At 62.4% G+C, this 13,084-nt stretch carries 11 protein-coding genes and 7 pseudogenes; 9 read left to right on the top strand and 9 right to left on the bottom strand.

Annotated elements, in window-relative coordinates; genetic code table 11:
• Positions 1-6 precede the first annotated feature (6 nt).
• Positions 7-324: pseudogene (locus CQW49_RS23255) on the top strand (IS91 family transposase); the annotation flags it as partial.
• Between the two features lie 114 nt (positions 325-438).
• Here the strand turns inward: CQW49_RS23255 and tnpC are convergent.
• Positions 439-1,377: an IS66 family transposase gene (gene tnpC / locus CQW49_RS23250; RefSeq protein WP_274541245.1), complete on the bottom strand. Its 939-nt coding sequence runs from the start codon at positions 1,375-1,377 to the stop codon at positions 439-441.
• A gap of 504 nt (positions 1,378-1,881) precedes the next feature.
• Between tnpC and CQW49_RS23245 the strand changes: the two are divergent.
• Positions 1,882-2,778: pseudogene (locus tag CQW49_RS23245) on the top strand (IS91 family transposase); the annotation flags it as partial.
• A 499-nt stretch (positions 2,779-3,277) separates the two neighbouring features.
• On the opposite strand, the gene CQW49_RS23235 reads toward CQW49_RS23245, so the two are convergent.
• Both CQW49_RS23235 and CQW49_RS23230 read right to left on the bottom strand, forming a co-directional pair.
• On the bottom strand, positions 3,278-3,766 hold the full coding sequence (locus tag CQW49_RS23235; protein ID WP_115840155.1) for a cupin domain-containing protein: 489 nt from the start codon (positions 3,764-3,766) through the stop codon (positions 3,278-3,280).
• A 131-nt stretch (positions 3,767-3,897) separates the two neighbouring features.
• The gene (locus CQW49_RS23230; RefSeq protein WP_099832067.1) at positions 3,898-4,071 is read right to left on the bottom strand and encodes a heme-binding protein; all 174 of its coding nucleotides are present in this window, start codon (positions 4,069-4,071) and stop codon (positions 3,898-3,900) included.
• Between the two features lie 70 nt (positions 4,072-4,141).
• Here CQW49_RS23230 and CQW49_RS23225 point away from each other — a divergent pair, with 70 nt between their 5' ends.
• Complete coding sequence (locus tag CQW49_RS23225) at positions 4,142-4,366, top strand: helix-turn-helix transcriptional regulator (protein ID WP_244593427.1); 225 nt, start codon at positions 4,142-4,144, stop codon at positions 4,364-4,366.
• 68 nt (positions 4,367-4,434) lie between these two features.
• Here CQW49_RS23225 and gstA read toward each other — a convergent pair whose 3' ends face one another.
• Positions 4,435-5,052, bottom strand: coding sequence for a glutathione transferase GstA (gene gstA, locus CQW49_RS23220; RefSeq protein WP_099832065.1), 618 nt, complete (start codon positions 5,050-5,052; stop codon positions 4,435-4,437).
• Positions 5,053-5,153: 101 nt separating this feature from the next.
• Here gstA and CQW49_RS23215 point away from each other — a divergent pair, with 101 nt between their 5' ends.
• Positions 5,154-5,966 (top strand): LysR family transcriptional regulator, encoded by an 813-nt coding sequence (locus CQW49_RS23215; RefSeq protein ID WP_099832064.1) that lies wholly within the window; start codon positions 5,154-5,156, stop codon positions 5,964-5,966.
• Positions 5,967-6,071: 105 nt separating this feature from the next.
• On the opposite strand, the gene CQW49_RS25905 is transcribed toward CQW49_RS23215, so the two are convergent.
• The gene (locus CQW49_RS25905; RefSeq protein WP_244593426.1) at positions 6,072-6,305 is read right to left on the bottom strand and encodes a hypothetical protein; all 234 of its coding nucleotides are present in this window, start codon (positions 6,303-6,305) and stop codon (positions 6,072-6,074) included.
• Between the two features lie 43 nt (positions 6,306-6,348).
• On the opposite strand from CQW49_RS25905, the pseudogene CQW49_RS25900 reads away from it, so the two are divergent.
• Positions 6,349-6,498: pseudogene (locus CQW49_RS25900) on the top strand (DDE-type integrase/transposase/recombinase); the annotation flags it as partial.
• A gap of 6 nt (positions 6,499-6,504) precedes the next feature.
• Here the strand turns inward: CQW49_RS25900 and CQW49_RS23205 are convergent.
• From CQW49_RS23205 to CQW49_RS23195, 3 genes and pseudogenes are all read right to left on the bottom strand, one after another.
• Positions 6,505-6,705 (bottom strand): annotated as a pseudogene (locus CQW49_RS23205) (transposase); the annotation flags it as partial.
• A gap of 197 nt (positions 6,706-6,902) precedes the next feature.
• The gene (locus CQW49_RS24895) at positions 6,903-7,166 is read right to left on the bottom strand and encodes a hypothetical protein (protein ID WP_157926128.1); all 264 of its coding nucleotides are present in this window, start codon (positions 7,164-7,166) and stop codon (positions 6,903-6,905) included.
• 287 nt (positions 7,167-7,453) lie between these two features.
• Entirely contained in the window at positions 7,454-8,632 is a 1,179-nt protein-coding gene (locus tag CQW49_RS23195; RefSeq protein ID WP_099832063.1) for an IS630 family transposase, read from the bottom strand.
• Positions 8,633-8,786: 154 nt separating this feature from the next.
• Between CQW49_RS23195 and CQW49_RS23190 the strand changes: the two are divergent.
• Positions 8,787-9,673 (top strand): annotated as a pseudogene (locus CQW49_RS23190) (IS630 family transposase); the annotation flags it as partial.
• On the opposite strand, the pseudogene CQW49_RS25890 reads toward CQW49_RS23190, so the two are convergent.
• Positions 9,670-10,003 (bottom strand): annotated as a pseudogene (locus CQW49_RS25890) (IS256 family transposase); the annotation flags it as partial. The pseudogenes CQW49_RS23190 and CQW49_RS25890 sit on opposite strands and share 4 nt — an antisense overlap.
• 330 nt (positions 10,004-10,333) lie before the next feature.
• On the opposite strand from CQW49_RS25890, the gene CQW49_RS23185 reads away from it, so the two are divergent.
• From CQW49_RS23185 to CQW49_RS23175, 3 genes and pseudogenes are all read left to right on the top strand, one after another.
• Positions 10,334-10,981, top strand: coding sequence for a class I SAM-dependent methyltransferase (locus tag CQW49_RS23185; RefSeq protein ID WP_099832062.1), 648 nt, complete (start codon positions 10,334-10,336; stop codon positions 10,979-10,981).
• 106 nt (positions 10,982-11,087) lie between these two features.
• A pseudogene (locus tag CQW49_RS26430) lies at positions 11,088-11,668 on the top strand (IS6 family transposase); the annotation flags it as partial.
• On the top strand, positions 11,625-13,082 hold the full coding sequence (locus tag CQW49_RS23175) for a BNR repeat-containing protein (protein WP_157926126.1): 1,458 nt from the start codon (positions 11,625-11,627) through the stop codon (positions 13,080-13,082). The pseudogene CQW49_RS26430 and the gene CQW49_RS23175, both read left to right, overlap by 44 nt.
• The last annotated feature ends 2 nt before the right edge of the window (positions 13,083-13,084 follow it).

The raw sequence follows: 13,084 nt of genomic DNA, 5'->3' as shown, positions 1-13,084 counted from the left end.
GGGGTTATGGCGCGATCCGGGTTGGAGGTCGCGGATATTTTCCGCGACCATGGCGCGGCGTGGCGCAGAGCCAACGCCGGTCATTTGAGCCTCGGCCAATCGAAGGTGATGTCGGCGATCGAGAGCTGCCGCACGGCGGCTCTCGGCGGGCATGTCGCGCGCTGCGAGGACTGCGCCCACGAAGTCATCGCGTACAATAGTTGTCGCAATCGGCACTGCCCGATGTGCCAGGGCGCGGCGGCGAAGAGATGGCTGGCCGAGCGCGAGGCCGAGCTGCTGCCCGTCCCCTACTACCATATGGTCTTTACTCTGCCGGCGGCGATCGGCGAGTAATTGCTCAGGCTCGCTCCGCGGTTGCACCGTGAGGCGGATTCTGTGCGGGGATGGAGCTGTTAATTTTTTGGCGGGCGGGACAGATTTCGGCTCGCGGCGCCCCCCTCATGATGGGACGGGCGACGCGAGCGGCATTCCGGCGAGGGTGAGGCGGATCGCCTCGAGGGCGTCGATGGCGCGGCGGCGTCCGGTCTCGATCACCGAGCGGATGTCGGCGTAGAGCTCGGCGCCCCAGCCGCTGCGAAAGCAATAGGTGACCTTGCGGAAGATGACGCAGGGCCGGATCGCCCGCTCGGAGCCGTTGTTGGTCGCCGGCAAATCGCGGTTGGTCAGGAACACGAACAGGAACCGCCGCGTCCGCTTGATCATCGCCGCGAGCTTGACGCCGGCAGGCTGCTTCGGCGCGCGCGCCATCAGGCGATCGAGCCGCGCCTCCAGCCGATATTTGTAGCTTTTCAGCGTCGCGTCCGACAGATCGGCGCGGCGCGCGCCGATCCCGCAAGCCTGCTCGAGCAGGCGGCGCAGATCGGGGCCGAGCACGTCGTCGCCACAATCGATCGCATATTGCACGTCGCGAATGAGATGCGCGAGGCAGACCTGATGATCCTTCATCGCCCATCCCATCTGGCCGGCGTAGCGATCCGAAACCCAATAGTCCGGCCTCACATCGCCGAGAAAATCGGAGACGACAGTCTGCGCGCGCGTGGGCTTTGCGACGAAGACGGCGCTCTCCTCGTGGTGGAACACCCACAGATACCAATTGGCCTTGCCGACGCGCAGGCCGGTCTCGTCCGATTGCGGCACGGTTCCCGCGAGCAGCCGCGCGCGGATCGCCTCGCGCTGCGCGGCGAAAGCCGTGCGAGAGGCGCGCAGCAACTCGACGATCGCGCCCTCGCTGACGTCGAGCCCGAACAGCGTGGAGAGCAGCGTCGACAGCCGCTCCAGCGCGATGTTCTGCGCAAAGCGCAGATAGAGGACGAGCGCGCGCAGATGTCGCCGAAGGGCGACCCCTTGGGCATGTCGGCGGGCGGTGCGGCCTTGAATTTTTTCGCGCAGCTCGGACAGGTCCCGCCGTGCAGATTGATGCGGGTCACGTCGGGCTCGATCGGCGGAATCTCGATATGATCATAGGCCTCGCAGACGCGCTGCGCCGCGCCCGATACGTCGGCGCCGCAATGCTGGCAGGCGCAGGCGGGCATGTCGCGCGTCTTCGTCGGGTTCGGGTGCAGCGGACGATGCGTGCCTTGATGCGATTTTCGCGTCTTGCCGGTCTTGTCGGTGGCCGGCGCCGAGGGCTTCTGGCCCTTGCTCGGCGGCGTGCTGGAATTGTCCGGGGTTTTCTTCGGCAGACCGAGCTTGGCTTCCAGCTCGGCCACGCGCTTCGTCAGACGCTCGATCACCTCCGCCTGCATCAAGATCAGGTGGATCAGAGCTTCCTTGTCGAGCGAATCAAGCGCGGAGCGATCCATTCGCAGCTTGAATCAAGTCGCGATTCCCGTGTCAATCACAAACCGGAAACGTCGCCGAATGCCGGGGCTGAGCAGTTACATCGGCGACATCGCCTATCAGAACAAGGCCGTGATTTACGACCTGCTGTTCAAGGCCTCCGCCGAGACGGCGATCGCCATCGCCGCCGACCCCAAACATCTGGGCGCGCGGATCGGCGTGACCTCCGTGCTGCATACATGGGGGTCCGCGCTCACCCACCATCCGCATGTTCACATGATCGTTCCGGGCGGCGGCGTTTCTTTGGACGGTAGGAGCTGGGTCGCGTGCCGGCCGGGCTTCTTCCTGCCGGTGCGCGTGCTGTCGCGGCTGTTCCGCCGGCTGTTTCTCGAAAAGCTCGTCGCAGCCCACGCCGCCGGGCGTCTACAATTTTTCGGCGCCTCGGCCGCGCTCGCCGACCGCGCCGCCTTCGCGCAATATCTGGCGCCGTCACGCGCCATCGAATGGGTGGTCTACAGCAAGCGTCCTTTCGGCGGCCCCGAGGCCGTGCTGGCCTATCTGTCGCGCTACACCCACCGCGTCGCCATCTCCAACAGCCGCCTGCTGGCCTGCAGCGACGACGGCGTCACCTTCAAATACAAGGATTACCGCGCCGAGGGCCGCGCTCGGCAAAAGGTCATGCGACTCTCGAACGGCGAGTTCATCCGCCGCTTCCTCATCCATGTCCTGCCGACGGGCTTCCATCGCATTCGCCATTACGGCCTGTTCGCCAGCGGCGTTCGCGTCCAAAACATCGCCCGCGCGCGCGAGCTGCTCGACGCCGCGGCGCCGCGTGAGCGTGACGACGAGCGCCGCGAGGAGGCCGCCGGGCCCGAGCCGAGAATCCTCGCAGATCCATGTCCATGCTGCGGCGGCCGCATGATCGTCGTCGAGACCTTCGAAGGCGGACGCGCTTCGCGCGGCTTTTCGTTCTCGAAGATCAGGATCGACAGCTCATGATCGCGATCATGTCACTCCCGGCCTCGCAACCGCGCTCCTTGTCGCCGCAGATCGCTCTGCGGCTGCGACGCCGCTCGCACAAATCTGCGCCGGGCGCCGTCCATCGCCGTCGTCGCCGCGAAAACTCCGATGCCATCGCCGACGAAGACAGTCCCTTCGCGCTGCTCCATCACTCGAGATCGGCCGTGACGATGGCGTCAGTCATTCCGACGCCTCGTCGATGCTCTCCGCCGACGCATAAATCCCCATAGCCCGCGGCGGCGACGGCGCCCTTCCGACTCGCGGTTTCCTTCCTTGGAGGTTTTCGAACGCCGGCCCCACGGCTGCGCAACGGCGCGTGTCCGCGAAGGGCCGGCATCCGAAAACCTTCACACGAGCGGACGTTCGGTGTGTGCGAGGGCATGTCCGCTTTCGATGGCCTTGAGGACATTAACGGCGTTGACGCGGAGCATTGTGTGCAGCAGGCGCGCATTCTCGGCACTGGGCGTCAAATTCCAGTTTACGGGATGATCAGGTAGGGCTGCCCCTTCGTGACCGTGTAGACGATAAGGTATTTGAGCGGCGAGGCGCTATCCGGGTTGCGGAAGATTGTATGTTGGGCTTCGGCTCTGTCCTGATAACTTTCGCCGGCGATAAAGCGCTGAAGCTCCTCGCCCGCGTATTGAGACTCAGCCACGCCTTCCAGGACGTAGTTGTGTGCAACCGAAGGGTGATGGTGCGTCGGGAGACCTACGCCCGCCGGAAAGGTCGTCAGAACCATTCGGAACTCTTCCCCCGCGGCATTGATATAATTCTGAAGCGTCGTGCGGATGATGCCGTCCGGCGAAACGGCGGTATTGCCCGCCGTGTTTAATTGGGCCAGCAGCGGGACGTCGGAAAACGCGAAGGCGGCGCCGGCCATAGCGCCGAGAAACAGGCGCCTTTTGATGTCGGCTTCGATCTTCGGCACTGCCATTTGTGCGGCGTGCGAGAGCTGGGATTGTGGCATTTGGGGCTCCCTTTCTGGCGCGCCAGCGGGATCGTGGGCCGCAGCGCTCGTAAATGGGGAGAGCTTCTTCGCAGTTTGTGGCGAAGAACAGTGACGGAATACGCGCAGATATTTGCTTTCCGGCCCTGGCGTTACCGGGGCGCATCAAGTTTACCTTGTACCTTGGCAATGCCCAACTTCGCGCAGACCTCATCCTCGGCGCTGAGCGGCGCGCCGCTGACCCCAATGGCGCCCACCGGCTGCCCCTGGGCCTTGATCAGCACGCCGATTGACATCCTGACCTCTGCCTCGCAGAACATGTTCATCCTCGCCTCATAGGAGACGGGGGCAATCGCGCACGCAAATTGCGCTTGAAAAAGGTCATAAGAATTTTCGATGCCGATTGACAGCGTGCTTCCGAGAAGGGTTGGACAACCGCCCCTGGACTATCTCATCCGCTGGCGCATGGTGCTCGCGGCTGAACGGCTCAAGCGGACGAACGACAGTGTCGGGGCGATCGGCTTTTCCATCGGCTATGAATCCGAAGCGGCCTTCAGCACGACCTTCCGGCGGATCGTCGGCTGTGCGCCGGGAAAGTTCCGACGAGACGACGCGCCCTGAATCTTCTCTGCCGCGCGCTGCGACTACCGACCGCTCACCGATCAACGGGTCGAAGTCGAACTTGCATGTCATTCCACGGCAGGAATCTCCGCCTCCCGCGCCAAAGCAGCTTGGACGGACGCCCGCGCGACGATCCGCAGCATGTAGCGCGCGGTCGCCGGCCAACGGCCGAGGTCGATCGAAAAGGCCTCCATCCAGCCGAGCACGGTGAAGAGATATGCGTCGGCGACCGTGAAGCCGTCGCCCATCAGATAATCCCGAGATGCGAGGTTCACCTCGATGAAGTCGAGGCGCCGGAATAGCCGATCCCGGAAGATCGCCAGCGCCTCCTCCGGCAAGGCTCGATTGAACAGCGGGCTCGATCCGGCATGGACCTCGCTGGTGATGAAGTTGAGCCATTCCTGGAGCCGAACCCGCGCCAGCGTACCAGCAGCCGGAGCCAATCCCGCTTCCGGCTTCAGGTCGGCCAGATACTGCACGATGGCCGGCCCTTCGGTCAGAACGCCGCCGGTATCGAGTTCGAGCGCCGCGACATAGCCCTTCAAATTGATGGCGAGGAAATCCTCCCCCGTTGATGTGCGCTTCGCCCGATTGTTCACGCGTACGAGCTCGTAGGGCAGTCCGAGCTCCTGAAGCACGATGTGCGGCGAGAGCGAACAGGTGTCGGGCGCGAAATAGAGCTTCATCGTTGGGGCCTCGCTGAGGGGGAAGATAGCCACCAACACTGACAGGCTCCACGACATAATAAAAATTACTCGAACATATTTCTGGTATAATCTTGGCTACTATGAACCTGACCCAGCTCCAGAGCCTGATCGCCGTCGCCGAAGCCGGCAGCTTCACCGCAGCCGCGGACAAGCTGGGCGTCACCCAATCGGGGATGAGCCAAGCCCTGGCCGCGCTCGAAGAGAGCCTGGGAGTGAAACTGCTGATCCGCCAGCCACGGGGTGTCGAATTGACCGCCTTCGGAGAGCGCGCGCTCGACCATGCGCGAACAGCCCTTTCGCATCTGGAGGCGATCGAAAGGGAGGCAATGGCGCTGATCGGTGAGGAGACCGGGGCCATCCGTCTGGCGGGTTTCCCGAGCGTCTTCGTCACGGTCCTTCCGCCCTTGCTTCGGCGTTTTCGCACGCTCCATCCGGGCATCGATCTCGTGCCGCTCGAAACCGACGACATGGAAGTGGAGGCTTGGCTCGCGGCGGGATCGATCGACCTCGGCGTCGTTCTCAACCCGTCTCCTGCCAGAAATGCCGTTCCACTCGGACGGGATGCCTGGGTTCCCATCCTCCCGGCGGCGCATCCCCTGTCACGGCGTAATTCGGTCTCATTGGCCGAACTGGCGGCAGCGCCCTTCGTTCTCGCCACCGGCGGGTGCCATACGAACGCCCGCTCGCTTGCCGAAGCGGCTGGATTGACGCTCCAGAACGTTGAGATCGAGGTGCGCGACTGGTCGAGCGCGATTGCCTTGGTTCGAGAGGGCGCCGGTGTCAGCCTCGTGCCGGAATCCACGTTGCCGGAACAGCACCGCGGCTTCCGGGTTTCGAAGCTCGCTTCGCCGCTGCATCGCGAGTTCGGACTCGTCGCTTCGCCAGTGCGATAGCTCTCCCGGGCCGGAAACCTGTTCGTCGAGGTGGTACGTCGCTCGAACGCGCCGACCTCGGCATAGCGCAAGACACTCGGACGGACCGACCGCCTGGCTCCAACCTCATGACGCGCCATCGACATCTTTCCTCCTCCCGAAGGTGAAGAAGCTGCGTGCGGCGAGCACCCAGACACCAATGGCGCAGTAGAGCATCACCTCACCGAAGCCGCCGGCCAGTGCGGCAGGACCGAGCACCTTCGACACTCCCGGAGCGGCTTGATCGAAAGCACCGACGTTTCCGGCGGCGATCTGCTCGGCGACGTGCCGAAGTTGTGTGGTGTCGAACGATCCGGACACCGCTCTTAGGCGCGGCAAAACACCGTCGACCAAGACAAAGCCCATCGAAATCCGCCGCATCAAATATCTCAATAATATCGTCGAACAGGGCCATTGAGCTGTGAAGCAGGTGACGCGGCCGATGTTGGGTTTCAAATCATTTCGATCCGCTGCTGCGACACTCTCAGGGATCGAGCTCATGCATATGATCTGAAAGGACCAGTTGCAGGGTGATTCGCGCGGGATCGCGGCGATCGGGAAAGCAGCGCGCCAGCCGCTCGGCGACGCCGAGCCGGCGCTCCGCCATGGCGAGCAGCATGACGCCGCCGTCCGAGGAGATGCGGCCGCCATCGAAAGCGGCTGTGACTTTCTTGCCCCGGACGGCTGGAAAGGAGAAGGCAGGAAACGTATCGTCTGTCATGGCGGGCGTCGCAAGTGCAGCGGGAAAGGGGTGGTGTCAGCAACCAAATCCTACGCCGTTTCAGTGAGCTATGCTACGCTCGTCAACCTTCCAAAGCGCCCTGAATAAGACGGGTTAGGCGTCATCAGAAGCTGGGTACGAATTGACGCCGCAGAATACCCCTGTGACCAAAGAGGTTTCGATCAAGGGCATGAGGATCATTTCGGCTGCTCAGTCTTACCTTCAGTATCCGCCGCTTCCAGGATGTGAATCAGATGGGATACTGCCGCCGCCGCTGGAGCACCGCCATGGCTCACGGCCTTTTCATGCAGTCGGTAGAGCCGATGCTTTAATTCATTCCGGTCAATAGCCTTCTTTTCGATAAGCAATTCACAAAGTTCTGAGATCACAGCGGTAATACCAGCAAACATGGACGCGATGTTTTTTTCCTCGCCTGCGGAATATTTGTTATTACTTTGCATCAGACAAGTCTCCTTCTCCGCGTGAAACGGACCGTGGTCCAGAGCAGCTTCGGATCAATCTGTATCATACTCGCAGGCCTTGAAATAGTTCATGCCTCGCGGAGGAAGATGTGCGTCGCATGTTTCGAGGGCGCGCATCAGGCCGGACACGGTTCGCTGGGCGATCTTGCGTAGATAGGCTTTCAGCTTTGAGTAGGCTTTTTCGACCGAATTGAGATCGGGGCTGTAGGGCGGCAGACATCGACGGTGTCCTGCGCCAGCCGCAACACGACCTTGCCGACGACGATCTAGCTAGTGGCGTGATTCAGCCGTTTTGAACGGGGAAGACCGTAGAGGCTTTTGAGCTTGATACGGGCGTCGGCGGTGGTGAACTGCCAGTCCGCCTTCGCCTGATGCGTGTTGCGGTCGGCGACCCAGGCGGCGACTTCGGCGCGCAGGCTCTCGATGTCGCGGATGCGGCGCGCGAGACATTGCGAGGACAGAACGCTGAGCTCGCTCTCGGCCATGTCGAGCCAGCTTCCGTGCTTGGGCGTGTGATGCCACTCGAAACGCTCGGTCAGCCGTCGGGCCTTCTCGGGCGCGAAAGCCTGATAGAGCGAGGCGGATTTGTGCGTGTTCAGATTGTCCTGCACCAGCACGATCTTCGTCGCCTGCGGAAACATCACGTCGGCGACATGCTCGAGCGCATGCGCATAATCGATCGCCGTGTGGCGCTCGGTCACGATCGCTTCGCGCTTTCCTTCGAGCGGCGCGAAAATCATGAAGATGCTGGCGGTTCCGTTGCGTTCATATTCACAGTCGACGCGCTGCGGCTGCCCGGGCTGCATCGACATGGGCGGCCGCGTCTCCTTCATCAGCTGCTTGGTCGCCTCATCGAGACAGACCACGGGCAGCAATGGATCATGCGGACGCCGATAGACTTCGAGCACGTCCTCCATAGCGGCGACGAAGGCCGCGTCCGCATGCGGAGGAATGACCCATTGCTCCTTGCGATGGGGCTGCAAGATGTTTTTTAAAACACGACCGATCGTGCTGTCGCTCGCCGCATCGACGATGGCGAGCTCGACCACTTTTCGTTCCAGCAGCCGCAATGACCAGCGCGCATAGCCTTCCGGCGGCGCCGAGCATGACAGCGCGATCAGCTTGGCTTCCTTCTCGCCGTCGAATATGCGCGGCACGGCGGGGCGCGAGCGCTGCTTGCGCGTCAAGACCGCATCGAAGCCTTCCTCCACCAGCTGCTTGCGCACACGGTAGACCATCGACACGCTCGCCTCCAGCTGCTCGATGATCTCGCCGTCGCTCATCCCTTCGCCGGCCTCGGACACGTCCGCCTTCCGCAGGATCCAAGCCTTCACCAAAGTCTTGGCCGAGTGCTTGTCCTTGCTCAACATGCTTTCGAGCTGCGCGCGCTCCTCGCCGCTCAGCCGCACGACATATTTCTTCTCGCCGGTCTCGTCCTGCGCCATCCTCGCCTCCTCGGGCCGAATCAATGGCGTAAGCGAATCAGAAACTCCGACTCGGGGGAACGCGAAGCCCTTTCAAATTGGCTGAAGCGGCGCACTAGTGCACTGACACGGACGTAGGATTCACAAATGCGGCTCGGCGTGCGAGTCTGGGCTGATGGCCCAGACTGTCAGCATCATCCTTCGGGACGAAGACCGCGAGCGACTGGACGCGATCGCTTCCGATCGCTCGCGTCCGCTCAAACATATCCAGCGCGCAAAGATCGTGCTCTTTTCCGGCGAGCGGCTCCCGGTTCTGGAGATCGCCCGGCGCGCCGCCGTCAGCCGTCAGCCGTCCGGCGGTCCGGCGCTGGCAGCAGCGTTATGCCGAGGAAGGCGTCGATGGCCTGTTGCGCGACAAGACCCGCAAGCCGGGCCGCACGCCGCTCGACGCGAAGCTCGTCGCCAGAGTTCTCGAATTGACCTGCTCGGAACCGCCCAGCGGCCACTCATTGGACGGGCCGCGCCATGGCGAAGATCATGGGGATTTCGCTGCGGGCGGTGCAGCGCTTCTGGGAGAAGCATCGCCTCCAGCAGCATCGCATCCGAACATTCAAGCGGTCGGCCGATCCACAATTCGCCGAGAAGGTCGAGGATGTCGTTGGCCTCTACATGGACCCGCCGGCTCACGCCGTCGTGGTCTCCATCGATGAGAAGAGCCAGATCCAGGCGCTCGACCGCACACAGCCCGGCCTGCCGCTCAAACCCGGAAAATGCGGGACCATGATCCACGATTACAAGAGAAACGGCACGACCACCCTGTTCGCCGCGCTCGATATTCTGCACGGAATCGTCATCGGCCGCTGCATGAAGCAGCATCGCCATCGGGAGTTCATCCGCTTCCTTTCCGCCGTCGAGCGCACCGTGCCGGCAGGCAAGGTCATCCATGCCACCCTCCACAATTACGCGACGCATAAACATCCCGCTGTGATGAAGTGGCTCGCCGATCATCCATGCTGGACCCTCCACTTCACGCCGACCTCCGCTTCGTGGCTGAACGCCGTCTTCGTGCGCCGCGCCCATGTCGGCAGGATTGACGACGAATAGCGGAAACCGTTCCTCGGCGCTCAACGCCCCGCGGTCCCGCGCCTTGGGTTTTTCCACCTCTACCGGCCCAATACCCGTCTGGATCGGGCGAACTGGGTCATGCCCATGCCGAACGACGCGCTGGCGACCGTCCGGCAGCTTCAGATCGCCGTGCGAGGCCAGGAAGGCCGCGAACTCCGCCTCCACGGCTTGCTTGATGAGCCGCCTCGCGCCAGAGCGCAGAATTTCCGTGAGCGAGCCGTCGATTTCGTCTTTCTGATGGAAGGCGACAGCATTATTCTCGGTCATGGCGTAACGCTCCTCCGGGAAGTTCGGGTCGGCCGGACACCAACGCCGCTCGCCTCACGCCGTCATCGCCCAAATTCCGCCATGGCCGATCAGCACCGGCGAGACATGCGATCCTACGCCGTAGCCCGATTCGGCCATCGGCTAGAATCGATTCTTCAAAAGCATGCAACCCAAAAGCTATTGTCAATCGGCTTCAAATGCGGTTCCCTTGTTGTGGTTCAGGAGCTGGGTTGACGGAGCAGGGAGCGGCCCTTAGGCATAGAGGGACAGCCGAAGACCAGCTTGCAAACCGCTGGTTTTCTATGTTCGGCCAAGTTAGGCAGGGTATCGATGAAGCTATCCGAATTGGAGCCGCAAATCGCCAGTCTCCCCGCAACATCGGCAAAGGCGGGCGCTCAACTATACCAGTTCGTGTTAGACAACCCGATCTACGACATAGTCGAAGTCGGGACCTTCCACGGAAAGTCGGCGTGCTATATGGCGGCGGCCCTGCAGGAGAAGGGTCGCGGCTCCGTCACCTCTCTTGACGTGCCCGTTTCGCTGACGTTCCAGCCGAACGCCGAAACCCTGTCGCAGAGCCTCGGCCTGTCCGACTATGTGAAGCCGATGCGCGCCCATTTCGGCAGCCATTGGCTTTTGCGTCATATGATTGCCAACTCCACCGTAGATGGAGCATGCACTCATCGATTCGACCTCGCTTTTATTGACGGGTACCATAGCTGGGAGCAAGCCGGTCTGGACTTCTTTCTGATCGACAAGCTCCTACGACCCGGCGGATGGATCATCTTCGACGATATGCGATGGTGTTTTCGCGATAGCCCGAGTTGGAGCCAGAGGTCCGCATCCTTCCCCGAGGATTATCGCGCGGCTCCTCATGTGCTCGACGTGTTCGATCTCCTGGTTCGGCAGCATCCGGGCTATGAGAATCTGCGCGACGACGGCAGATGGGGATGGGCCCAAAAGGCGCAGGCGCGGTAGCGCCTGGGGGCTCTGGTGCGAACGGCGTGAGCGGACCATAATCGCCCGGACGAGTGCGACCGGACGCTGCGGTGACGGGCGATGCTGAACATGAACGATCTTCGGGGAAATGATGGCCGAACGCCGCTTGTCTTTGGCCCATACGACCATCATGCGCTGGGTCCAGCGCTACGCTCCTGAGTTCGAAAAGCGGTGGAACCGCTTCGCGCGCAAGGGCGGCGGATCGTGGCGCGTGGATGAGGTCTACGTCAAGATCAAGGGTCGGTGGGCCTATCTCTACCGCGCCGTCGACAAGGCGGGAAAAACGGTGGACTTTTTGCTGCGCGCCGAGCGATTTATCGCCGCCGTTAAAGCTTTGTTTCGTCGTGCTTTTGCGAGCCAGGGACGCTTGCCTCAGGCTTTGCATCAGGCGGCGCGTGAACTTCTCGCTCAGCATCGAGGGGCCGCGCGGACTCGAATTCGATCTTCGAAACTTTTTGTTAATCTCGTTGAACAGGATCACCGATCCATAGGCCTCGTTTGGGTCCCATGCTCCGGTTCAAGGGAATCCGACATGCGTCCTTCACTATCGCCAGCGTGGACCTCATGCACCGGATCAGGAAGTGTCAATTCGCGCTCAGCAAATTTAGAGCCGCTGGGGCAAGTGCGCCCGAAATCTGGAGCGCGGTGCTCGCTGCTTGTTCCTAATCAAATAGCGAACCCCATCCCGCGGCCTTCCCCTAAATTTGCAGCTCAACCAGTAACAGCCTCTCCCCGCCTCTTCTCGCGCCGCGCCTGTCTCGTCGCGACGGGCGTCGCCAGCTTCAGCCAGATCGCTGCTCATTCTCAAGCGGCTGGCCCCGTATATCGCCGAGTTGTCGTCGACGACGCCTGGACCGGGGCCGATATCCGGTTCGATGCCGTCATCGTCGACGACATCGTTTATGTCGGCTACCTTAACGCGGAACGGTGCCTCACCCTCGCCGCCGTCGATTTGACGAATAACTTAGTGACTCGCACATCCCTCTCGGGTCCGCTGCCGGGATATGATGCGCATCGGGAAGTGAGGATCTTTGCCGATCGCTTCGGCGTGCTGCACATCTGCGGCGGGATGCACGCCGACCCGCTGATCTATGCGCGTCTTTCAATCGGCGCGCCACTCGGATCTCTGAGCATCGCCAATCGCATGACCGGCTCTGGCGAGGACGCGGTCACCTATCCGCGCTTCGCTACAATGCCGAACGGAGACGTCCTGTTCGGCTATCGCAACGGGCGCTCGGGGGCCGGCGAAACCCGCTTCAAGATTTTCGATGGAGCTTCTTGGCGCGATCCGTCCGACCGACCTGTGCTCGGCGAGCATCACGGCCGCCACCATTCGAGCGCCTATCCCTTCGATCCGCAATTCTCGCCCGACGGCCGACTGAGCCTCGCGTGGAACTGGCGCCGCAACGCCGATGTCGCGACCAATTACTTTATCGGCTTCGCCCAGACGAGCGACCTGCAGACATGGACCGATGTGAATGGCCGCAGTCTGGACCTGCCGATTTCCGAAACATCGACGGCGGTGGTCGATGCGGTGAACGAAGGAAGCGGCTTGATGGGGCCGCCGCGTCTCGGCTTCGATCCCGACGGCCGTCCGCTTTTGACTTATTTGAAATTCGATGAAAACGGCTCGACTGAATTATATCTCGCCGCGCCACAGGCGGGAGAATGGGGAATCGAGAAGCTGACCGCCTGGAATTACAAATGGGCGTTGTCGGGCTATGGAACGACGCGTCCGGAGATATCGACGAACCCGATCACGCCAAATCGGCGCGGCGGCTACGCGCTGCGCTATTACCATGTCGTGCACGGCCAAGGGGAGCTGGAGCTCGATTCGAACTTCGTGATCACCGGCGATCGCAAGCCGACGGCGCCTCGCTCCGCCGATCCTTTCCACGAGGAGGTCCCGAAGGGCTTCAGGCTCCGACAGAGCGCCATTCCTGGAGGCGAGAAGGGCCGCGCCCTGCTCCGATGGATCACCCAATTCGCCGACGGCGACGCCCGGCCGGACTGCACCGATGCGCGGCCACTGGGCTGCGCGCCGCCGAGCCGACCGATCGCGCTGCTGATCCGGGACTGAGC

The sequence above is a fragment of the Methylosinus trichosporium OB3b genome, assembly GCF_002752655.1.
In the GTDB taxonomy this organism is placed as follows: domain Bacteria; phylum Pseudomonadota; class Alphaproteobacteria; order Rhizobiales; family Beijerinckiaceae; genus Methylosinus; species Methylosinus trichosporium.
This window is presented reverse-complemented; position numbering and strand designations above follow the sequence as displayed.